At 68.1% G+C, this 22,087-nt stretch carries 19 protein-coding genes; 6 read left to right on the top strand and 13 right to left on the bottom strand.

Features of this window, described 5'->3' with window-relative positions:
- Window positions 1-83 precede the first annotated feature (83 nt).
- Entirely contained in the window at window positions 84-2,204 is a 2,121-nt protein-coding gene (locus tag ACF8LI_RS08355; protein ID WP_392412345.1) for an alpha/beta hydrolase domain-containing protein, read from the top strand.
- 20 nt (window positions 2,205-2,224) lie between these two features.
- Here ACF8LI_RS08355 and ACF8LI_RS08350 read toward each other — a convergent pair whose 3' ends face one another.
- The 4 genes from ACF8LI_RS08350 to apaG form a co-directional block, all read right to left on the bottom strand.
- Window positions 2,225-3,349 carry a YbdK family carboxylate-amine ligase gene (locus tag ACF8LI_RS08350; RefSeq protein ID WP_013804717.1) on the bottom strand — a complete coding sequence of 375 codons (1,125 nt, stop codon included), beginning with the start codon at window positions 3,347-3,349 and terminating at the stop codon, window positions 2,225-2,227.
- The gene (locus ACF8LI_RS08345; RefSeq protein WP_016453954.1) at window positions 3,339-4,601 is read right to left on the bottom strand and encodes a cation:proton antiporter; all 1,263 of its coding nucleotides are present in this window, start codon (window positions 4,599-4,601) and stop codon (window positions 3,339-3,341) included. The genes ACF8LI_RS08350 and ACF8LI_RS08345 overlap by 11 nt, the downstream gene beginning before the upstream one ends.
- 198 nt (window positions 4,602-4,799) lie before the next feature.
- On the bottom strand, window positions 4,800-6,767 hold the full coding sequence (locus ACF8LI_RS08340; RefSeq protein WP_016450605.1) for a site-specific recombinase: 1,968 nt from the start codon (window positions 6,765-6,767) through the stop codon (window positions 4,800-4,802).
- 52 nt (window positions 6,768-6,819) lie between these two features.
- Window positions 6,820-7,227, bottom strand: a complete 408-nt coding sequence (apaG, locus tag ACF8LI_RS08335; RefSeq protein WP_016450604.1) for a Co2+/Mg2+ efflux protein ApaG — start codon at window positions 7,225-7,227, stop codon at window positions 6,820-6,822.
- Between the two features lie 116 nt (window positions 7,228-7,343).
- Here apaG and rpe point away from each other — a divergent pair, with 116 nt between their 5' ends.
- Complete coding sequence (rpe, locus tag ACF8LI_RS08330; RefSeq protein WP_012202654.1) at window positions 7,344-8,027, top strand: ribulose-phosphate 3-epimerase; 684 nt, start codon at window positions 7,344-7,346, stop codon at window positions 8,025-8,027.
- 67 nt (window positions 8,028-8,094) lie between these two features.
- Here rpe and ACF8LI_RS08325 read toward each other — a convergent pair whose 3' ends face one another.
- Both ACF8LI_RS08325 and ACF8LI_RS08320 read right to left on the bottom strand, forming a co-directional pair.
- Window positions 8,095-8,382 (bottom strand): CzcE family metal-binding protein, encoded by a 288-nt coding sequence (locus tag ACF8LI_RS08325; RefSeq protein WP_224986389.1) that lies wholly within the window; start codon window positions 8,380-8,382, stop codon window positions 8,095-8,097.
- 198 nt (window positions 8,383-8,580) lie between these two features.
- A complete protein-coding gene (locus tag ACF8LI_RS08320; RefSeq protein ID WP_013804713.1) occupies window positions 8,581-9,627 on the bottom strand; it encodes a porin in 1,047 nt (348 codons plus the stop codon).
- 734 nt (window positions 9,628-10,361) lie between these two features.
- On the opposite strand from ACF8LI_RS08320, the gene ACF8LI_RS08315 reads away from it, so the two are divergent.
- Both ACF8LI_RS08315 and ACF8LI_RS08310 read left to right on the top strand, forming a co-directional pair.
- Window positions 10,362-11,528, top strand: coding sequence for a hypothetical protein (locus ACF8LI_RS08315; protein WP_227469548.1), 1,167 nt, complete (start codon window positions 10,362-10,364; stop codon window positions 11,526-11,528).
- A 33-nt stretch (window positions 11,529-11,561) separates the two neighbouring features.
- The gene (locus ACF8LI_RS08310; RefSeq protein WP_016453956.1) at window positions 11,562-12,248 is read left to right on the top strand and encodes a winged helix-turn-helix domain-containing protein; all 687 of its coding nucleotides are present in this window, start codon (window positions 11,562-11,564) and stop codon (window positions 12,246-12,248) included.
- Window positions 12,249-12,300: 52 nt separating this feature from the next.
- Here ACF8LI_RS08310 and ACF8LI_RS08305 read toward each other — a convergent pair whose 3' ends face one another.
- The 6 genes from ACF8LI_RS08305 to ACF8LI_RS08280 all read right to left on the bottom strand — a co-directional run bounded on the left by ACF8LI_RS08305 (window position 12,301) and on the right by ACF8LI_RS08280 (window position 17,829).
- A complete protein-coding gene (locus ACF8LI_RS08305) occupies window positions 12,301-13,308 on the bottom strand; it encodes a transketolase family protein (protein WP_016453957.1) in 1,008 nt (335 codons plus the stop codon).
- Window positions 13,305-14,165, bottom strand: coding sequence for a transketolase (locus tag ACF8LI_RS08300; protein WP_016453958.1), 861 nt, complete (start codon window positions 14,163-14,165; stop codon window positions 13,305-13,307). Before ACF8LI_RS08300 ends, ACF8LI_RS08305 begins: the two co-directional genes overlap by 4 nt.
- 33 nt (window positions 14,166-14,198) lie before the next feature.
- Window positions 14,199-15,458, bottom strand: a complete 1,260-nt coding sequence (locus ACF8LI_RS08295; protein WP_016450596.1) for a TRAP transporter large permease — start codon at window positions 15,456-15,458, stop codon at window positions 14,199-14,201.
- Between the two features lie 12 nt (window positions 15,459-15,470).
- On the bottom strand, window positions 15,471-16,013 hold the full coding sequence (locus ACF8LI_RS08290) for a TRAP transporter small permease (protein ID WP_074924305.1): 543 nt from the start codon (window positions 16,011-16,013) through the stop codon (window positions 15,471-15,473).
- Window positions 16,010-17,017 (bottom strand): TRAP transporter substrate-binding protein, encoded by a 1,008-nt coding sequence (locus ACF8LI_RS08285; protein WP_046241740.1) that lies wholly within the window; start codon window positions 17,015-17,017, stop codon window positions 16,010-16,012. The genes ACF8LI_RS08290 and ACF8LI_RS08285 overlap by 4 nt, the downstream gene beginning before the upstream one ends.
- 62 nt (window positions 17,018-17,079) lie before the next feature.
- Window positions 17,080-17,829, bottom strand: coding sequence for an SDR family NAD(P)-dependent oxidoreductase (locus tag ACF8LI_RS08280; protein WP_250439240.1), 750 nt, complete (start codon window positions 17,827-17,829; stop codon window positions 17,080-17,082).
- Window positions 17,830-17,991: 162 nt separating this feature from the next.
- On the opposite strand from ACF8LI_RS08280, the gene ACF8LI_RS08275 reads away from it, so the two are divergent.
- Together ACF8LI_RS08275 and ACF8LI_RS08270 are read left to right on the top strand one after the other, a co-directional pair.
- Window positions 17,992-18,906 (top strand): LysR substrate-binding domain-containing protein, encoded by a 915-nt coding sequence (locus tag ACF8LI_RS08275; protein WP_034367884.1) that lies wholly within the window; start codon window positions 17,992-17,994, stop codon window positions 18,904-18,906.
- A 257-nt stretch (window positions 18,907-19,163) separates the two neighbouring features.
- Window positions 19,164-21,755 carry a bifunctional diguanylate cyclase/phosphodiesterase gene (locus ACF8LI_RS08270; RefSeq protein WP_223275343.1) on the top strand — a complete coding sequence of 864 codons (2,592 nt, stop codon included), beginning with the start codon at window positions 19,164-19,166 and terminating at the stop codon, window positions 21,753-21,755.
- A 74-nt stretch (window positions 21,756-21,829) separates the two neighbouring features.
- On the opposite strand, the gene ACF8LI_RS08265 is transcribed toward ACF8LI_RS08270, so the two are convergent.
- Window positions 21,830-22,087, bottom strand: a 258-nt coding sequence (locus tag ACF8LI_RS08265) for a sensor histidine kinase (RefSeq protein ID WP_392406037.1), incomplete at its 5' end; no start/stop codon positions are given.

The raw sequence follows: 22,087 nt of genomic DNA, 5'->3' as shown, positions 1-22,087 counted from the left end.
TTTTTTCCGAACCGTCCTAGGCCGCCGCAATGCACGGCGGCCAGGGCGCAGCCTTGCCTGTGCCATGACCCCAAGGAGACAACATGCACATCAGATCCACCCATCCACTGGCCCTTGCCCTGGCCGTATCCGGCCTGCTGACCGCCTGCGGCGGCAGTGACTCGCCCGCCGGTTCGCAGGCGCCGCGCATGCAGCTGAGCATCAGCGCCACCGAGGACTTTGCCGGCAGCTACGGCAGTGTCGGCGCCTACGAGAAAGTCACCGGCGTGCTGCGCGGCGAGCTGGACCCGGCCGACCCGAAGAACGCCGTGATCCAGGACCTGGCGCTGGCGCCCGTGAATGCGCGCGGCATGGTCGAGTACAGCACCGACTTCGTCATGCTCAAGCCCAAGGACATGTCCAAGGCCAGCGGTGTGCTGCGCTATGACGCGCCCAATCGCGGCAACATCCTGACCATGCCCAACCCCACGGCCACGCCCGGCGATGCGGTCTACCTGGAGCGCGGCTACGTGCTGCTGTACTCGGCCTGGCAGGGCGATGTGCCCAAGTCCACGCCAGCGCGCCTGACGGTCACCGTGCCCGTGGCCCGCAACAAGGACGGCAGCAGCATCACGGGCAGCTACCGCACCGAGCTGGTCCCGGCCGCCGCCGTGCCCTCCATGGCCCTGCCCGGCGGCGTGTTCAACGGGACCATGATCCCCTACGAGCCCGCCAGCCTGGACAACACGCAGGCCGGCTACTCGCTCACGCGCCGCATCAACGAAACCGATGCGCGCCAGACCGTGCCTGCGGGCGACTGGAAGTTCGCCAGCTGCGATGCCGCCGCCAATCCCTTCCCCGGCACACCCAGCGCCACCAATGTCTGCCTGAAGGGCGGGTTCGACCCGCAGTACCTCTACGAGCTGGTCTATGTGGCCAAGGACCCCAAGGTCATGGGCGTGGGCCTGGCCGCGCTGCGCGATACGGTGAGCTTCTTCCGCGCCAAGGCGGCCGATGCCGACGGCAAGGCCAATCCGCTGGCCGGGCGCATCACGCACACCATCGGCCAGGGCACCTCGCAGTCGGGCAATGCCATGAAGACCTTCCTGCACCTGGGCTTCAACCAGGCGCTCGATGGCGGCAAGGTCTTCGACGGCATGTATGCCCACGTGGCCGCGCGCCAGACCAACATCAACACGCGCTTTGCCGTGCCCGGCGGCGGGGGCGGCCTGCGCACCGACCACACGGCCTTTGGCCAGACCGCGCCGCGCGGCCTGGACAAGGACTACAGCGATGAGGTCAGCGGCCGCCAGGGCGGTGTGATGAAGCGCTGCGAAGCCAGCAACACCTGCCCCAAGTTTTTCCTGGGCCTGTCCGGCACGGAGTTCTGGCAGCTGCAGGGCTCGCCCGTGCTGACCGATGCCAACGGCCTGCGCGACATCGCCCAGCCCGCCAATGCGCGCATCTACTACTACGCCAGCACCCAGCACGGCGGTGCGGGCGGCACGGCCAGCATCGGCTATGCGCCCACGCGCAATGTCTATCCGGCCGGCACCGTGGTGCACTTCAACGACACCTTCCGCGCGCTGTTCATCGCGCTGGAGGACTGGGTGGTGCGCGGCACCGAGCCGCCGGCCAGCCAGGTGCCCAGGCTGGCCGACGGCACCCTGGTGCGGCCCGACAAGCTGGTCTTTCCCGCCATGAAGGGCCTGAGCTGGAGCGTGGGCGGCGTGCAGACCGCCATCCCCGAGTTCCGTTACCTGGCGCGCCACAACGGCTTTGCGCTGCTCGACTTCGGCCCGCAGTACGTGCCGCAGGACGAAAGCGGCATCGCCACGCTGCAGCCGCCGCGCGCCACGGGCAAGGACTACGCCATCCTCGTGCCCCAGGTCGATGCGGCCACCGGCCTCACGCGCGCCGGCATCCGCAGCGTGGAAGCGCGGGCACCGCTGGGCACCAGCATGGAGTTCAACTACGTGGCCACGCCGGGCATCGTGGACCTGTCCAACCTCACGGGCAGCTTCATCCCCTTCCACAAGACGCGCGCGGCGCGGCTGGCGGCCGGTGACGGGCGGCCGTCACTGGAGGAGCTGTATGTCGACCAGGCCGGCTACGTGAGCGCCGTCACGGCGGCGGCCCAGGACCTGGTGCGCCAGCGCCTGCTGCTGCAGCGCGACGCGGACGCGCAGATCACCGCCGCGCGTGCGGCGGCGGTGCTGCCTTGAGCCTGCGCTGAACGCAGGCCTCAGACGGCCTGGCCGCGAAAGCGCATGGCCGCCTGGCGCGAGACCTCGGCCAGCAGCTGCTCGCTGCGCTGGCGCTCGCGCAGCCAGCGGGCATCGTTGCTGCCGGCGGCCACGTCGCTGCGCAGCAGGTGCAGGGCGGGCGCGGCGCCATGGCGGGCCGCGTAGTCGGCCACGGCATCCATGGTCTTGAGGATGTGGTCGGCCAGCGGCATGTGCTCGCCCGTGGCCGGGTCCACGTACACGGCCTCCAGGCCGAAGCGGCAGGCCTGGAAGCGGTTGTAGGTGTAGACCAGGTAGTCGTCCTCCACGGGCGTGAAGGGCTGGGTGTCCATGAACCAGGCGGCCAGCGCCTGCACATAGCCGGACAGGGCGGCTGCGCGCTCGATGGTCAGCGGCGTGTCGAACACGCGGATCTCGATGGTGCCGAACTCCGGCTTGGGCCGGATGTCCCAGTAGAAGTCCTTCATGCTCTTGACCACGCCCGTGCGCGTCATCTTGTCGAAGTACTGCTCGAACTCGCTCCAGTGCAGCACGCAGGGCGCGCGGCCCGACAGCGGAAAGGCGAACACCGAGTTCAGCCGCGCCGAGTCGAAGGCCGTGTCGTGGCCCTGCACGTAGGGGCTGGAGGCCGACAGCGCAATGAAGTGCGGGATGTAGCGCGACATGCGGTGCAGCATCAGCAGGGCCGCATCGGCGTCGGGGCAGCCGATGTGCACGTGCTGGCCGAAGATGGTGAACTGCTTGGACAGGTAGCCATACAGCTGCGACAGCTCCTGGAAGCGCGGCTTGTCGTAGATGCGCCGCTCATGCCACTGCTGGAAGGGGTGGGTGCCGCCGCCCACCACGGCGATGTTGAGCTTGTCGGCGCTTTTGACCAGGGCATCGCGGATCTGGCTGAGCTGGCCCAGCACCTCCGAGGCCGAATGGCAGACGCTGGTGGAGATCTCGATCATGCTGTTCGTCATCTCGGGCACCACGCTGCCGGGCAGCGGGTTCTTGAGCATGAGGCGCAGCATGTCCTCGGCGTAGGGGGCCAGGTCGTAGTCGTGGGTGTTGACCAGCTGCAGTTCCAGCTCCACGCCCAGGGTCAGCGGTTCGGACGAGTTGAAGGCTTCAAGACTCACGTTCATCTCCTGCGGTGTTCGAGCGGCTCAGCGGCTTCCAGGGACGGGAGCTTTCGCCGGAGCGGTAGATGGCCACGGTGGCCAGGGCGGCGCCCAGCACCTCCATCACCAAAATGGTGGGCAGGGCCACGCCTGCGATCTGCGCGCCCAGCTCGGGCGCGGCGGCCACGAACTGCGAGGCGATCAGCAGCGCCACCGATGACATGGGCGCCATGGCGCAGCCCACCCAGAAGGCCTGGCGCCAGTTGGCGCCCGTGCCCACATTGCCCACGGCCACGCCCAGGGTCTTGGCGACCAGGCGTGCCAGGATCACGGCGCCCACCACGCCGGCCACCGGCGCGCTCCAGTCGGCCTGTGCGGCCACGGTGGAGACCAGCACGAACATCAGCATGGTCAGCAGCGAGGCCGCCGTGCCCAGCTGGCGCGGCCAGGCCCAGGGGCGCGGGTTGAACTGCTTGAGCAGGATGCCGCCCAGCAGCGCCGCCAGCGGCGCCGAGCCGCCCAGGTACGAGGTCAGCGGCACGCTGGCCGAGATCAGGGTGAGAAAGAGGATGGAGGTGTTCTCGCTGGCCGGACTCATGAAGCGCAGCGCCAGGCGCATCAGCACGGCCAGCACCAGGGCCACGGCCACCGAGACGCCCAAGACCACCAGCACCGGCATGATCGAGGCCACGAAGCCGGCCTTGGGCTGCGTCAGCATGCCCGCCTTGGCGCTGCCCAGGGCCAGCGCATACAGCGTGGACAGGGTGGCCAGCACCAGGCCGCGATCGGTCACGGCGCCTGCGGCACGCATGTCGGCCACCACGCGCGTCAGCACCAGGGGCGAGGCCGCCATGGCCACCAGGGCCAGCGGCCCGGCCACTTCTGGGGCCATGCCCAGCCAGCCCAACACCAGGGAGACCAGCACGTAGGTCAGCGCGGACTCGGCCACGCTTTGCACCAGCACCATGGGGTTGTGGCGGAACCAGCGCAGCGTGATGCGCCCGCCGCATTCGAACAGCACGATGGCCACGCCCAGCTCCAGCAGGAACAGCCCCGTGCCCTGCAGCGGCCAGGTGGTGTTGGCCCCAAAGCCGATCAACCCGGCAATGCCGCCGACCAGCGAGTAGCCGACCACCTTGGGCAGGGCGGCATGGCGCTGGCAGGCATAGCCGACCATGGTGGCCACGGCCAGCAGCAGGGACCACTGAACCGTGGCCAGCCCGGCCGAAGGCCGCAGCCACGGTTCCCAGAAGCTCAGCATGTCATTCATCAGCGACGTCCTTTGCGCGAGCCAGTGGCCCGCAAGCGAAGCTCCGCAAGGCCTTCCCTGCGGCGCGGGCAAGCCCGCGTCCCGTGCGCCTGGCACGGGGACACTTCGTTGGCGATCCACTGGCGTGACTGCCAGGCTGCAAGGCCGGGCGGGCACGCCAGCACGTGGGTTCCGCGTGGTTCCCGAGGTCCCGCAGGCTCAGGGGCGGAAGAAACTCAGCGGCGCTGTGCGCAGACGGCGGCGGATGGCCGAATAGATGCGCGAGCGGTCGACTCCGCTGACATTGTGTGCCCTCAGCGCAACGCGGAATGCCAGATAAAAGCTGACAGTGACGTTCAACGCGCCATTGATGGGCAGTAGGGCAATCGCCCACCAGAACATGTCGGAGTGCAGAACCTCCCAGCCCAGGGCGGCCATGGCGGCCCCGATCTGGCCGGCCGACAGCGTGACGTGGCGCACCTCCAGCCCCAGGCCGAAGAAGGCCGCAAAGGCCGGCACCAGGCCCAGCATCATGCCCAGCGAGACATTGGCGGCAAAGCCCGAGATGTTCTTGCGCCAGAAATGCGCCCAGCGATCCGCGCGCCCGGCGCCCAGCCAGCGCGTGATGCCGGGGTTGTAGCGGATCACCGAGTCCAGCCGGCGCAGCACGAACCAGTTCTCGGCCCAGCCCGCGATCAGGCTGCTGGCAAACAGCAGCACGCCCGTGAAGGCAGCGAACAGCGGCGACAGGCCCAGCAGGCTCAGCGAATCGAGCACGGCAATCGCATGCGGCTCGTCGATGGGCGTGTGGCCGAACAGCTGCGCATAGCCCAGCGACAGCAGCAGCACCATGGGCAGCACCACCAGTACGTTGCCCAGCACGGCCGCCACCTGGGAGCGCACCAGGTGCGCGACCTCGTCCACGAATTCCTCGATGGCCTCGCTGGCGCGCAGGTCCTTGAGCTTGGCGGCCATGGCCGGCGCCGTCATGGCCGGCTGCTTGGTGGCCACCGTGAAGTGCAGCAGCTGGATCAGCACGAAGCTGATGGAGTAGTTGATGCCCGCGGCCAGCCCGCCCCAGAAAGCCGACAGCCCCAGCGCGTAGAGCGCGAACTTGAGCAGCGTGGTGAAGGCCATCACGAAGCCGCCGCCGGCGGCCTTGGTCACCATGGACAGGTACTCGCGGCCCGTGCGCGTGATGTAGTGCTCGCCGGTCTCGGCGCTGCGCTCGGCCACCTTGGCGGCCAGCAGCGAGGTATTGGTGGCCAGCAGGGCGCGCAGGCTGCGCCGCTCGATGCCCACGGACACCAGGTTGGCCAGCAGGTCGGCCGTCTCGGTGGCGCGGTTGTCGGCCAGCAGGCAGTCGAGCAGGCGCCTGACGCGCAGGATGCGCGCGCGCAGCTGGCGAAGGCGAAACACCAGGCCCACCGAAATCCCTTCGGACTCGAAATGCGCGTACACCGATGTCACGGCCGCGCGGCAGGCATCCAGCCGTTCGCGCAGCCGGGCCTCGGCCGCGTCGCGCCGGTCGTTGGTGCGCAGCGCGTGCAGCACCTCCACGCGCAGGCTTTCCGCATCGTGGATCAGGGCGTGGAAGGGCTGGTCGTCGCGCGCCTGCTCGTCCATGCGCAGGCGCAGCTCGGGCGAGAAGCCCGTGGACAGGATCTGTCCCGTGCAATAGGTGATGGAGCCCAGCAGGCTGTTCTGCCAGAAGCTGCTGCCCTGGCCCTCGCTGCCATCGGTCAGCAGTACGGCGATGCGCTCGAGCAGGGCCGCGTCCAGCGCATGCAGCCAGCGCGCGTCGAATTCGTCGGGCATGGCCAGCATGAACAGCTCGGAGGCATCGACCGTCTCTGGCGTGCTGGGCAGCAGCTTGTAGCGCACGCGCTCGGACAGCTCGCTGAACATGTTGGTGCGCGGCGCAAAGCCGAAATCGGCCAGCAGCGCCGTGATGTCCACGGTATCGATGAAGCGCAGCCACCACGCATGCAGGCGCTGGCGCACGGCCGGATCGGCCTCCACGGCCTCCACCAGCAACTGCACGCGCTGCACCGCGCCGTCCACCGACGGCTTGGGCGCGCGCACCCACTCCAGCAGGTGGATCAGCCAGATATGGCGGTGCGCGAGGTCGGCCTCGGGGTCGAGTGCGGCCAGAAGGCCGGGCAGGTCTTGGGTGATTCGCTTCATGTAGGGGTCTTGCGGCAGGGCGGAAGACTAGCGCCTCCCCCGAGGAACGCGCTCAGTGCAGCACGCGGTTGTCAGGGTCTGGAAAGCTGTCGCCGCCAGCGCCCGACTGCAGATGAAAGCGCGGGATGGGGCACTCGAAGACTTCGCCCTCGTGGCTGATGCACAGATAGGTGCCCTGCATGCTGCCGTTGGGCGTGCGCAGCTGGCAGCCGCTGGTGTACTCGAAGGTCTCGCCGGGCTGCAGCAGCGGCTGGCGGCCGATCACCCCCAGGCCCTTGACCTCTTCGACATGGCCCAGTTCGTTGGTGATGATCCAGTGGCGCGCGATCAACTGGCCCGGCACCTGGCCGGTATTGGTCACGGTGATCGTGTAGGAGAAGGCGTACACGCCTGCCGCTGGAGCGGATTGCTCTGGCAAAAAGGCGGGGCGGACCTGGACCTGGAACTCGTTCATGGGCATGGCGGCAATGGTAACTGCCCGCAATGTACCGGCTTGCGAACGTCCCCACGCGCCGCCACCCATGGCTTTGTGCCGTCGCTGGTGCCGGCATGGGCTAGCTGCGACAATCGCAGGCCATGAGCCCCACCTACCGCATCGCCCCCTCCATCCTGTCTGCCGACTTCGCCCGTCTGGGTGACGAGGTCAAGAATGTGATCGCCTCCGGCGCCGACTGGATCCACTTCGACGTGATGGACAACCACTACGTGCCCAACCTCACGTTCGGTCCCATGATCTGCGAGGCCCTGAAGCCCCATGCGAAGACGCCCGACGGCCAGCCCGTGCCCATCGACGTGCACCTGATGGTCTCGCCCGTGGACGAACTGGCCACGGCCTTCGCCAAGGCAGGCGCCGACTACATCAGCTTCCACCCCGATGCCACGGCCCACGTGCACCGCAGCATCCAGAACATCCGCGCCCAGGGCGCCAAGCCCGGCCTGGTGTTCAACCCCGCCGCCCCGCTGGACGTGCTGGACTGGGTCATCGACGACATCGACCTCATCTTGCTGATGAGCGTGAACCCCGGCTTCGGCGGCCAGAGCTTCATCGACAGCACGCTGCGCAAGATCGAGGCCGCGCGCAAGCGCATCGAGGCCAGCGGCCGCGACATCCGCCTGGAAGTGGACGGCGGCATCAAGGAAACCAACATCCGCCGCGTGGCCGATGCCGGCGCCGACACCTTCGTGGCCGGCAGCGCCATCTTCGGCAAGCCTGACTACAAGGCCGTGATCGACGCCATGCGCGGCGCCCTGGCCGCCTGAGCTTCGGCCTGCCTCCAGCAAAAAAGGGCCCGCGAATTGCGGGCCCTTTTCGTTGCCAACGGCGCTTTCAGCCGCCCAGCTCATGCTCTCCGGGCATGACGAAGATGCTCTTGCCCTGCGTGTCGAAACCGGGCGGCGCAAAGCGCGCCACCGGGACATGGTTGTGCTGGATGGAGCTGACCTTCCACGCGAATGTGCGGCCCTGGCTGGTGAAATTCACGGTTTCGCCGCAGGCGATATTGATGGGCGCTTTCTGCGATAGATCGACAGTACGGTAGACGCCCGCAGGCGCGGGCGATCCGTAATAGGATTTTCCGTTTGCAAAGCGTTCCGCATGGGCCGGCAATGCAGCCATGACGATTGCTGCGGTGCCCAATATGAATATGGATTTCATTGAATATGCCTCCGAAATAGGGCGGATACATGGGCGGATTCATGAAATCCGCCATGAACTGTATTCAGTCCATGGCGGAGACTGTAGAGTCATTGGCTTTTATATATCCGGGCAGCCGGATGACATTTCAGCCATATTGCCGAAAATGCGTGGCAATCTTCAGAAACTATGGCGCATGCCGAGTTCAGCGCCTGTGGAGCTGCCGCCCGCAGCCAGTCCGGTGGTGCCGCCATTGAGGCTGAAATTGGCCCCGCCCTTGTTGGTCACGCGTGCAAGGGTTCCGTACAGTGCCGTGCGCCGCGACAGGTTGTGCACATAGCCGATCGCATACCTGTTGGCATCGCTGCCATTGAAGGCCACCGGGCCACGGCGCGAATCGGTGCGCACATAGGAGGCGCGGATGTAGTTCGCCCCCACGGGCACGGTAAGGCCGACCTGCCAGCGGTCCTCGGAGCCCGCGATGCGGGTTCCATAGGTGCCATAGGGCAGGTCCTCGCGCTGGAAATACCCCATCAGCTTGGCAAAGCCGAAATCGTAGGAGGCGCCTGCGCCGTATTGCTTGAGCTTGGTGCCCGCAGCGTTCACATCGGTCGAGCCATAGGTGAGCGCCAGGTTCAGAGGGCCGTTGTCGTAGGTCAGGCGGCTGCCGAAATGGCGGCCGGCGCTGCTCACGGGGTCTTCGTCCAGGGCATACATCACTTCTGCCTGGAAACCGCTCCATTTGGGAGTGAAGTACTGGATGGCGTTGTCGCTGCGGTAGTAGTTCGAGAAGGTGCCGGGCAGGCGGCTGATGATGTTGGAGTTTGCCAGGCCGATCACGTTGAACGGGTCGAACTTGGTGGGATTTTGCGCAGCCGGCGTGAAATCGCGGCCCAGGCGCAGCTCGCCGAAGCCGCCCGCCAAGCTCACCGTGGAGCGGCGCTGGAAGAACTTGCCATTGGCGTTTGTCGTGCCGGTGTCGGCATAGAGGTCGGACTCCAGCCAGAACTCGGCCCTCAATCCGCCGCCCAGATCCTCGGTGCCGCGAAAGCCAAACCGGCCCGATGACAGCCCGCTGTTGTTCATGGTCATGTTGCTAGGCAGATCGCTGTTCTTCACGTAGCGCCCATTGACGTCAACGATGCCGAACAGGGTGATGGATGACTGCGCGCTGGCCGCCAGCGAAATGACGGGCAGTGCGGCCGCCAATATACGATTGAATTTCATGCCTGGTCCTTGTATTGAATGTGGATTCCATGCGCATCCATTTCCAAACGGATGCTGTTGTAAATACTAGAATTCACAGGCCGGCGCCAGGAGCCCTGAAAAGGAATCGACGGGGGGTGGCAAGCCAATCACAGGTTTTTAGGGCTCAACATGTTCCGTCCGGCCAACACCAATGGATTGCAATTCCATTCATGGCAGTTATCTTTCTTCAATATGTCTTGAATGTCACTTTTCTGTTGGGTAGATGGATTCTGGAGATTGATAGCATCCCGGGGGTTGAATCCGGTAAAGAAGAAAAAATCAATTCGTATCGGGTTGTTGATACGGCTGTGAGCGGGTATCGCAAGATAGGAGGGGACAGAAAAATGCGGCGCGAGGATGTCAAGCTGAGGATGCTGGCCAGGCGAGGGGACACGGGCGCCAGGCTTCAGCTCGGGGAGGCGTATCTGACCGGGGGCCCCGGCGTTTCCAGGAGCATCCCGGTGGGGTTGGAGTATCTGCAGGCCGCACTGCCTCAGGCCAGGCGCCAGGCCTCGGTCTGCATAGCCTTGCATCTGCCGCTCAGGGAGTTGCTGGAGCACGGGCTGCTGGAGACCCTGAGGATCGCGGCGGAGTATGAGGATGTCGGGCGCCAGAAGCTTGCCGCCTGGCATCTCATCCGGGGGGAGCTCGATCTGGCTCTGGAGTGCCTTGGCAAGTGCAGCGCTGCCCTGACAAGCCATCTGGCAAGCAGCGTGTCTGCGCACACATCCGGCGAGCTGCTGCAGGCGTTGCAGATCCTGCGCGCCATACAGCCGCTGGACATTGCCGAAGTCATGGCCTGCGAGGCCCGGCAGGCCATGGCCAAGGGCCAGTCGCACCGCGCCGTGCGGATGCTGGAGCTCCTGCGCGACCTGCCTCATGCCGCTCATGGCCCGGTCATGCAGCAGCTGATTGCCGACCTGGTCCACCAGGCGGAGGTGGCGGGCCATGACCTGGGACGGCTGACCGTGGGCTGGATCGAAGCCAGCCTGGACCGATGCGCCGCCAATGGCGACGTGCGCGCCTGCCACGTGCTTGGACGGGCGCTTTCGGGGCTGCCCTGTGCACACCTGGCTCCCGAAAACCTCGTGAATGCGCAGAACCTGCGCAAGGCCGCAGCCCTGCTGCTGCGCGCTGCCGATGGCGGCATCGTCACCGCCTGGCTGCACCTGTTCCGCATCTGCTCCGACTACCGCAGCTCGGTGGCCAATCCCACCCTGGCACGCTTTTGCCTGGAGAAGGCGGCACGTCACGGGCTGCCCGAGGCCGAGCGCCGTCTGGGTGCACTGGTGCTGCGTGATGCCACGCACATCGAACCCATGGAACAGGGCGTGGCCCTGCTCCATGCTGCAGCGGCCAAGGGGGACGTGCTGGCCGGGCTGCTGCTGCGTTCCTTGCTGCTGCCCGTGGGCGGAGACAACGAGGAGGAGGCCCTCGCGGCCATCGAGGCGGTACAGCCAGATGCCCCGCTGCTGGCCATGCGCCTGCGCCTGGCGCGCGTGTTCGGGCTCACCAAGCTGGAGGCGCTGTCGGTCAATCCCTCGACCGCCATGCGTCCCTGGGGGCTGGTGGTGGGCCACAACCCCCTGGTGGCCAAGGCCCGGCTGTGCGAGCCCCGTGCCGTGCCCGCGACCACGCCCGATGCCCAGCGCTGCCTGGAGCAGGCCGCGTCCATGTTCTCGGCACAGCAGGGGGAATCCCTGGCGCCGGAAGGCTCGCTGAGGGCCCGATCCCTGCAGATGCGGCGGCTGTTTCACCGCCTGCAGATCAGTGAAACGGTCTTCTTCGCTTCTGCCTCCTCACAGCAGCGCGATGCCATTCGCATTGGCACGAAATGGGCCAGGCGGCAGCAGCAGATCCTCCGGCAGGTGCTGGCCTGAGCCTCGCCTGTGCCCGCGTGCGAAGGAAAAGACATGAAGATCCTGATCGTGGATGCCCACCCGCCGTCGGCGCAGTACCTGTGCCAGGGCCTGTGCCAGGACGGATTCAACGTCGATGTCGTGCATGACGGTCTGCAGGGCCGCAACCTGGCACTGAGCCGCGCCTACAGCCTGCTCGTGCTGGATCTGGACCTGCCTGGCCAGAGCGGGCGTGCGGTCCTGCAGACCCTGCTCCAGGCGGGCGACACGCCCACCATCGTGGTCACCGCAAACGACAGTCTGGAGGACCAGGTGTTCTGCCTGCAGAACGGCGCCGATGACTACCTGGTCAAACCCGTCAGGTTGCCGGTGTTCCTGGCCCGTGCACGGCTGCGGATGCGAGGCTCTGCCGGCCAGGAGGGCCTGCGCCTGACATTGGCGGATCTGGTGCTGGACCTGTCGAAAAAGCGGGTCGAGCGTGCCGGCCGGCGGCTGGACCTCACTCGCCAGGAATTCGCCGTGCTGTGGCTGCTGCTGCAGCGCCAGGGCGATGTGGTCACGCGCGCCGAACTGGTGCAGCAGGTCTGGAGCCTGCCCGTCGATGCGCTGAACAACGTGGTGGATGTGGCGGTGTGCAGGCTGCGCAGCAAGCTCGATGATCCCTATGCGGTCAAGCTGCTGCACACGGTGCGCGGCATGGGCTACCTGCTGGCGTTGCGCGACGGGGATCCCGCCAAGTAGCCCTCATCTGCACTGCTTTGCTCTGGAGCGCCCGCTGCCACAACGCCGGCGTTCAGCCCAGCCACTGCCGGATGCGCCCCGCCAGCGCCTGGGCACTGATGCCGTAGCGCTCATGCAGCGTGGGCAGGGCGCCCGCGTCGAGGAAGGCGTCCGGCAGGCCCGCCAGCCGAAAGCGCGCGGGCCGCACATCGCGCTCCAGCAGGGCGCCGGCCACGGCCTCGCCCAGGCCGCCCACCACCGAATGGTTCTCCGCCACCACCACCAGCCGCGGCCCGCTGGCCACGGCCTGCACGATGGCCTGCACATCCAGCGGCTTGATGGTGGCGCAGTGCAGCACGGCGGCGCCCACGTTGTCGGCGGCCAGCAGCTGGCCGGCCTCCAGCGCGCGCATGGTCATGAAGCCGCTGGAGATGATGAGCACCTCGCGGCCCTCGCGCAGCATCTTCGCCTTGCCCAGCTCGAAACGGTAGTCGTACTCGTCCAGCACCAGCGGCACGTTGCCGCGCAGCAGCCGCATGTAGACGGGGCCGCGGTACGCCGCGATCTGGGGCACGGCCTGGGTGATGTCCAGCGCATCGCAGGGATCGACGATGGTCAGCCCCGGCACGGCCCGCATCATGGCCAGGTCGTCCGTGGCCTGGTGGCTGGGGCCGTAGCCCGTGGTCAGGCCGGGCAGGGCGCAGCAGATCTTGACGTCCAGGTTGTCCTCGGCAATCACCTGGTGGATGAAGTCATAGGCCCGGCGCGTGCCGAAGACGGCATAGGTGGTGGCAAAGGGCGTCAGCCCCTCCTTGGCCATGCCGCCGGCGGCGGCCATGAGCAACTGCTCGGCCATGCCCATCTGGAAGAAGCGCTCGGGGTGGGCCTGGGCGAACAGGTGCAGGTCGGTGTACTTGGCCAGGTCGGCCGTCATGCCCACCACATCGGGCCGGCTGGCGGCCAGCTCCACCAGGGCCTTGCCGAAGGGCGCGGCCTGCACGCGCTGGCCCTCGGCGGCGATGGAGGCGATCATGGCCGAGGTGGTCGGCCGGGGCTTGGGGGTGGCAAGAGGCATGTTCATGGCAGGGCGGGCTCCAGGGGTTGCGATGCGTCCAGGATGGCGATGGCCTGCTGCCACTCGGGCGGATCGACGCGGATGAAATGGTTCTTCTCGCGCTGCTCCAGGAAGGGCACGCCCTTGCCCATCAGCGTGTCGCAGAGGATGACGCGGGGCCGGTCCTCGGCCAGCGCCCGCGCCGCGTCGAAGGCCTGGACCACCTGGACCAGATCGTTGCCGTCCACGCGCTGCACATGCCAGCCGAAGGCGGCCCATTTGTCGGCCAGCGGCTCGAAGCCCAGCATGCGCGTGGACGGGCCGTCGGCCTGCTGGTTGTTCACGTCCACCAGGCAGATCAGCCGGCCCAGGCCGTGGTGGGCTGCGGACAGCGCGGCCTCCCAGGTCGAGCCTTCGTCCAGCTCGCCGTCGGACATGGAGTTGTAGACAAAGGCATCGCTGCCCCTGTGGCGCAGCGCCAGCGCCATGCCCACGGCGATCGGCAGGCCCTGGCCCAGCGAGCCGCCCGAGATTTCCATGCCCGGCGTATAGCTGGCCATGCCCGACATGGGCAGGCGGCTGTCATCGCTGCCATAGGTCTGGAGTTCCTCGTCGGACAGGATGCCCGCCTCGGCCAGGGCCGCGTAGAAGGCGATGGCGTAGTGGCCGTGCGAGAGCAGGAAGCGGTCGCGGCCCTCCCACCCGGGCTCATCGGGCCGCAGCCGCAGCGCGTCGCCATAGGCCACGGCCAGCACATCGGCCCAGCCCAGGGCCTGGCCTATGTAGCCCTGGCCCTGTACCTCGCCCATTTGCAGGGCGCGGCGGCGTATGCGCCAGGCACAGGCCGCGAGCCGGTCCAGGCGCTGTTGCAGTTCTTGGTTCATGCATCGTCTCCTCGGGATGGAAGGGCGCGCGGCTCAGCGCAGGATGCTGGCCGGCACATAGGACACCAGCGCCAGCACCGCCAGCGCCACCAGGTAGAAGGGAATCAGCTCGCGCACGGTCTGGCCCACCTTGACCCGGGCCAGCGAGCTCGTGATGAACAGCGTCGTGCCCACGGGCGGCGTGTACAGCCCCAGGGCCAGGTTCACGACCATCATGATTCCCAGCTGGGTCATGTCCATGCCGATGCTCTGGGCCAGCGGCACGAACACCGGCGTGAGCAGCAGCACGGCGGCCGGCAGGTCGATGAACATGCCGATGAAGAGCATCAGCAGGTTCATCAGCACGATCACCAGCCAGGCCGAATGCACATGCGACTGCACCCACTGGACGATGCCATCGGGCATGCGGTCGAAGGTCAGCAGCCAGCCGATGGCCGCCGAGGCCATGATCACCAGCAGCACCACGCCCGTGGCCAGGCCCGCATGCACCACCGCATCGTTGAGCCGGCGCCAGCCCAGGTCGCGGTACACCACGGCCGACACCAGGCCTGCATACAGCGTGGACAGCACGGCCACCTCGGTGGGCGTGGCGATGCCCAAGCGCAGGAACACGATGATCAGCACCGGCAGCAGCAGGGCCGGGCTGGCGTACAGCAGGTGGCGCCGGAAGGCGGGCCAGGCGAAGGGCGTGGTGTCGCGCGGAAAGCCGCGCCTGCGGCCCACCCACCAGCACACACCCATGAAGCCCGCGCACATCAGCAGCCCCGGCACGATGCCCGCCACGAACAGCGCCGCAATCGATGCATTGGCGCTGAGCGCGAACAGGATCATGGGGATCGACGGCGGGATCAGGATGTCGATGGTGGCCGCCGCCGCCAGCGTGGCCGCCGAGAACGCGGGCGGATAGCCCAGCCGCCTGTGCCACGGGATCATCAGCGAGCCGATGGCCGAGGCGTCGGCCACGGCCGAGCCCGACACCCCGCCGAACAGCGTGGACGACATCACCCCCACCTGGGCCGGCCCGCCGTGAAAGCGCCCTATCAGCGCCGACAGCACGCCCACCAGGGCCTCGCCCAGGCGCCCGCCCATCATCAGCGAGCCGGTGAGCATGAAGAACGGGATGGCGATCAGCGGAAAGCTCTGCACCTGGGCCACCATCTGCTGCACCAGCAGGTCCAGCGGCACGCGGTCCGAGGTGGCGGCCGCCGCCATGGCGCCCATGAGCAGCGCGTGGGCAATGGGCATGGCGATCACGGCGCCCGCCATGAAGACGAAAAGCATGATGAAGGACATGGCACCCTCCCTTCACCAGTGCGCGCCGGCCACGGGCCGGGCCGGTTCGGCAGACGCACCAGCCGCACCGGCCTGCGCGGATACCCGGTCCCTGCCCGCCACGCAGGCGCGCCATGCCGACTGCAGGGCCAGCAGGGCCAGCAGCGCCATGCCCACCATCACGCAGCCATAGGTCAGCGAGCCGGGAATGCCCAGGATCTGGCTGCGCTCGTCATGCACGATCTCCAGCATGTTCAGCGTGGACCAGGCCAGCGTGGCGTACAGGGCGGCCACGGCCAGCCAGCCCAGCACGGCCGTGGCGCGCCGCACGCGGGCCGGCAGGGCCTCGACCAGGAAGCTGGTGGTGATGTGGGCGCCATGGGCGGCGGCCAGCACCACGCCCGACATCACCAGCCAGGGAAACAGCAGCTCGGGCACCTCGTTGGCCCACTGCAGGCTGGTGCCGCTGGCATAGCGCAGGGCGGTGTTGCACACCAGGATCACGAAGATCACCAGGGTGCTGGTCCACAGCACGGCGCGGCACAGGCCCGTGACCAGGCGTTCGATGAGGTTCATGGATGGCTCCCTGCGCTTGACTGCGCGCCCGCGGCCTTGACGACCTTGGCGATATAGGGGCCCGCAGGGCTGGCCAGCCACTTGTCCTGCACCTTGGCCGTGGCCTGGGCGAAAGCCCGCGCGTCGATGGTGCTCACCTCCACGCCCTTGGCGCGGATGTCGTCCAGCAGCTTGTCGTCGGCCTCGCGCGCCAGCTGGCGCTGGTAGGCCGTGGCCTCCTGCGCGGCCTCGGCCAGCAGCGTGCGGTCGGCGGCCGGCAGCCGGTCCCAGCTGCGCTTGCCCATGATCAGCGGCGTCATCTGGAACATGTGGCCCGTCAGCGCCAGGTGCTTTTGCACCTCGTACAGCTTGCTGGCGTGGAAGTTGGCCAGCGGGTTTTCCTGGCCGTCGACCACGCCCTGCTGCAGGGCCACGTACAGCTCGGCGAACTTGATCTGCTGGGCCTCGGCGCCCAGGGCCTGGATGATGTCCACCAGCACCGCGTCGGGCGGCGTGCGCATCTTCAGGCCCTTGAGATCGTCCACGCTGCGCAGGGGCCGCTTGCTGTTGGTCATGTGGCGTATGCCGTTGTCCCAGTAGCCCAGCACCACCATGCCCTTGGCGGCCGATTTGTCGGCCAGCTCCCGGCCCAGCGGCCCGTCCAGCACCTGGAAGGCACGGGCCGGCGTGGCGAAGAGAAACGGCATGCCATAGGCCGCGTACTCGGGCACGGCCGCGGCCACCGCGCCCTGGGAATTGGCCGACAGGTCCAGCGCGCCCGTGCGCAGGGCCGTGACCATGGCCGCGTCGTCGCCCAGCTGGGCCGAGGGGGCGACCTGCACCTCGATGCGGCCTGCGCTGCGCGCCTTCACCAGCTCGGCGAACTTCAGCGATGCCAGGTGGCGCGGATTGTCGGGCGCGGCGCCGTGCCCCAGCGTGAGCTTGACGGCCTGGGCACAGGCCAGGGCCGGCAGCAGCAGGGCGCAGGCGGCCAGGGCGGCGCGGTGGAAAAGCGTGCTTTGCATGGTCTTGTCTCCTTTGCTTGGGTTGTGTGCGGCCATGCAGGCCATGGCCAGGCGCGCGGGGCTCAGTGGATGAGCATCCCGCCGTTCACATCGAGCGTGATGCCCGTGCAATAGGCGGCCAGGTCGCTGGCCAGGAATACGCAGGCGCCGGCCACATCGTCGGCGCGGCCCAGGCGGGCCAGCGGAATCGTGGCGGAGATCTCGCGCTTGCGCTCGGGGCCGAGCTTGCCCTGGGTGATATCGGTCTCGATCAGGCCCGGCGTGACGCAGTTGATGCGTATGCCCTCGGCGCCGAACTCGCGCGCCATGGCGCGGGCCAGCCCCAGCACGCCGGCCTTGGCGGCCGAATAGTGCGGCCCGCCGAAGATGCCGCCGCCGCGCTGGGCCGAGACGGAAGAAATGCAGACGATGGCGCCCGCTTGCTGCCTGCGCATGGCCGGCAGCACGGCCTGGGACATGTACAGCGTGCCGCGCAGGCTCACGTCGAGCACGCGGTCGTAGTCGGCCCCGCCGATCTCCAGCGTGCCCACGGCCTGCGTGATGCCGGCGTTGTTGACCAGCGCGTCGATGCGGCCGAAGGCGCGCAGCACGGCGGCGGCCGCCGCCTCGCACGAGGACTTGTCCGTCACGTCGGCCACCAGCCCCAGGTGCCCGTCGCCCAGCCGCGCGGCCGCGCCGGCCGGATCGGCCCGCTCCAGGTCGAGGATGGCCACGCGGGCCCCCTGGGCGGCCATCTGGCGCGCCGTGGCAAAACCGAGTCCGTTGATCCCTGCGCCGCCGGTGATGATGGCGACCCTGTCCTTGAGCAGCATGTGCCTGTCTCCGCTGTAGTGGTGGTGGATGCAGCCATCTTGGGCTGTCACGAGCATGAAGACAAACGATGTTTCATCAGCCTAAGATGACGGTTCTTCAGCTCACGTACGGGGTCTCCCGGGGTCTGCCCGTGAGCTGCCCGCGTCTTCGAGGAACTTGCCATGGCATCCATTCCCAGCAGTGCCCACCTGCAGGCCTTCGAGGCCGTGGCGCGCCGGCGCAGCTTCGCGCTGGCCGCCTCCGAGCTGCACCTGACGGCCTCCGCCGTCAGCCACCAGGTGGCCAAGCTGGAGGCGCAGCTGGGCGTGCGCCTGTTCGAGCGCAGCGCGCATGGCGTGCGCCTGAGCCGCCCGGGGCAGGCCTACCTGGAGCGCGTGGGCGGCGCGCTGGCGGCCATCGTCTCGGCCACCGAGGACCTGCGCCACAGCATGAGCAACAGCCTCTACGTGCACTGCGCGCCCAGCATCGCCAGCCTCTGGCTCATGCCCCGGCTGCGGGACTTCGCACGGGCCTGCCCGCACATTGCGCTGAACCTGTCGGCTGCGCATTCGCACAGCGACTTCGCGCTGGGCCAGGCCGATATCGACATCCGCTACGGCATTGCGCAGTGGCCGGAGCTGGAGGTGGAGCCCCTGTTCGAGGAGCACATCCTGCCGCTGGCCAGCCCCGCGTTCGTGGCCGAGCATGGACTGCAGCGCGTGCAGCAGTTGCTGCATGTGCCGCTGATCCAGAGCAACGTCAGCATCGTCCAGTGGTCGGACTGGTTCCAGGCGTTCTCGCAGCTGCGCGCGCCAGAGCGCTTTGCCGTGCGCTTCGACCGCGCCCAGATGTCGCTGGACGCGGCCACGCAGGGCCTGGGCGTGGCGCTGGAAAGCGCCATGAACGCGGGCGGCCACATTGCCGACGGCCGGCTGGTGGCCCCCTTCGGCATGGACCGGGCCCTGCGCGTCAAGGCCCACTTTGCCGTCTACCCCGCGCGCAACGCCCGGCGCCCCGCCGTGGCGGCCTTCCTGGCCTGGCTGCATGCCGAGGCCGCCCGCACCGAGCAGCAGCCCTGCCGCCAGTGCCCGGACTGAGTTGGCGGCCGGACCGGGAAAAGGGGCTGGACAGATATTCCCGCATCCGGCGGAAAAGGCCTGCGATGCAATTTCTCTATGAATGAGCGAGTGCGCGGCAAATGGTTTTATTGCCCCCTGTTTTCGGCGAATGACGACGCGATTGCCAGCAGGGATTGGCAATAATTCCGGACAGCCATATACACAGGGAGTGCCACGCTGAAATGGCCAAATCAGCAAGACGCCGATTTATCGGACTGATCACGGTGAGCTACGGATTGCTCGCATTCGCCTGGATCATTCTGTCCGACAAGCTGTTGTTCGCGTTGGCAGGCAGTGCGGATATCGGCTGGCTTTCCGTCGCCAAGGGGCTGTTCTTTGTGCTGGCCACGGACTTCCTGCTGTTCTTCGCGCTGTGCTCGGTGCCGGCCGCGCACAGCGGCGGCGCCTCCGCCATCACCCAGGAAATGGGGCCGCGCCGTTTCCCGGTCTGGGCCTCCTATCTGTTTGCCCTGGCCATGAGCCTGGCCGTGCTGGCCGCCAGCAGCACGCTGGCCAGCCATTTCGGTGAACGCTCGCTGCTGCTGCTGTTCATGCTGCCCGTGCTGGTCAGTGCGCTGATCGGCGGCCTGGGGCCGGGCCTGCTGGCCACGGCCTTTGCGGCCTACAGCCTGGACCAGACGGACGGCGTCGCCGTGCGCGACTGGGCGCAATGGGGGGTGGTGGCCGTCAACGGCCTGGCCGTGAGCGTGCTGGCCGAGACGCTGCAGCGCTCGCTGCGCAAGGCCAACATGCAGCGGCAGCTGCTGGACTCGGTGATCTCCGGCACCTCGGATGCCGTCTTCGTGAAGGACCTGCGCGGGCGCTATCTGCTGGTCAACCGGGCCGCCGCCAGCCTGGTGGGCCGGCAGGCCGAAGACATCGTGGGCAAGGACGACTTCGCGCTCTTTCCCTTCGGCATCGCCAGCGCCATCCGCAGGAAGGACCAGGCGGTGCTGCGCCAGGAGGTGGCCACGCATGAGGAGCAGCTGACGGTGGAGCCGGGCAGGACGCTGGACCTCCTGGTCACCAAGGGCCCGGTGCGCAATACTGCAGGCCACATCGCAGGCCTGTTCGGCATCTCCCGGGACATCACCGAGCGCAAGCGCTTCGAGCGCGAGCTGGCCCAGGCCGCCGTGGTGTTCGACAGCAGCCACCAGGGCATCATGGTGGTCGATCCGGCGCGGCGCATCACGCGCGTCAACCCGGCCTTCACCCGCATCACCGGCTATGCGCCCGAGGAGGTGATCGGCCAGACGCCGCGCGTGCTGTCCTCGGGCCTGCACGGGCCGGAGTTCTACCGGCAGATCTGGGCCTGCATCGCGCGCGACGGCTTCTGGCACGGCGAGATCTGGAACCGCCGCAAATCGGGCGAGATCTTCGCCGAGATGCTGTCCATCTCCGCCGCGCAGGGTGCCGGCGGCGAGATCGAGCACTACATCGGCGTCTTCACCGACATCAGCCACATCAAGGCCCATGAGGCCGAGCTCGACCGCGTCACCCACTACGACCTGCTGACCGGACTGCCCAACCGCCGCCTGCTGGTCGAGCGGCTCAACCAGGCCATGCTGCGCACGGCGCGCGAGGGCCGCTCCCTGGCCGTGTGCTTTCTGGACCTGGACGGCTTCAAGGAAATCAACGACCTGCACGGCGTTGCAACCGGCGATGCGCTGCTGGTGGGCGTGGCCGAGCACCTCAAGAGCGTGCTGCGCTCCGAGGACACGCTGGCCCGGCTCGGTGGCGACGAGTTCGTGCTGCTGCTGTCGCAGATCGGCTCGGTCGAGCACTGCACCTCCATCCTCGACCGGGTGCTGGAGGCGGCCAGCCGCCCCGTGCCCGTGCAGGACCGGGTGCTGACCGTGACCGCCAGCGTGGGTGTCAGCCTCTACCCCGACGACCAGGCCGACCCCGACCTGCTGCTGCGCCATGCCGACCAGGCCATGTGCGTGGCCAAGCAGGCCGGGCGCAACCGCTACCAGCTGTTCGACCCGGAAAACGACCGCAAGGCCGATGCGCGCCGCCTGCAGCTGGGCTGGCTGCGCCGTGCGCTGGAGCAGGGCGAATTCCTGCTGCACTACCAGCCCAAGGTGGAGCTGGGTGGCGGCAGGCTGGTGGGCGCCGAGGCCCTGCTGCGCTGGCACGACCCGCGCCAGGGCCTGCGCTCGCCGGCCGAGTTCCTGCCCTTCATCGCGGGCAGCGACCTGGAGCGACCGCTGGGCGACTGGGTCATCGGCGAGGCCGTGGCCCAGGCGGCACGCTGGCTCGACCAGGGCCTGGACCTGTGCGTGAGCATCAACGTCAGCGCCAACCAGCTTCTGGATGGCGGCTTCCACGCCACCATGGCCCAGGTGCTGGCCCGGCATCCCGAACTGCCGCCGCACCTGATCGAGCTGGAAATCCTGGAAAGCGCCGCCATTGCCGACATGGAGCAGGCCATCCAGGTGATGGGCCAGTGCCGGCAGCTGGGCATACGCTTTGCGCTGGACGACTTCGGCACCGGCTACTCCTCGCTCACCTACCTGCGCAAGCTGCCCGTGCAGTCGCTGAAGATCGACCAGAGCTTTGTGCGCGACATGCTGGCCGACCCGGACGACCTGGGCATCGTCGAAGGCGTGATCCAGCTGGCCAGCACCTTCCAGCTCGAATCCGTGGCCGAAGGCGTGGAAACCCCCAGGCATGCGCGCCGCCTGCGCGAAATGGGCTGCCACGTGGCCCAGGGCTACGGCATCGCCCGGCCCATGCCCGCCGACCAGCTGCCCGCCTGGGCCGCGCGCTGGCAGGCAGGGGACAACTGGCTGGTGCATGGGCGGCACATGCCGTCCGAGGCCTGAGCCTCGCGCCACCGCGCCACCGCGCCACCGCGCCACCGCGCCACCGCGCCACCGCGCCACCGCGCCCGCGCAGGCTATGTCAGCTCGGCCGGTCGGGTCTCCTGCGCACTGCGGCTGGGCAGGATGATGGTGAAGATGGCGCCGCCTGCCGGGCCGTTGCCGGCCACGATGGTGCCGTCCATGGCGTCGATGATCTTGCGGCAGATGGCCAGCCCCAGGCCCGTGCCGCCCGAGCCGTCCTTGGTCTTGCTGGACTGCACGAAGGGCTGGAAGATCTTGTCCAGCTCCTGTGGCGGAATGCCCGGGCCCTGGTCGGAGAAGGCGATGCAGAT

This window comes from Delftia sp. WSY_12 (assembly GCF_043104645.1).
In the GTDB taxonomy this organism is placed as follows: Bacteria; Pseudomonadota; Gammaproteobacteria; order Burkholderiales; family Burkholderiaceae_C; genus Comamonas; species Comamonas tsuruhatensis.
This window is presented reverse-complemented; position numbering and strand designations above follow the sequence as displayed.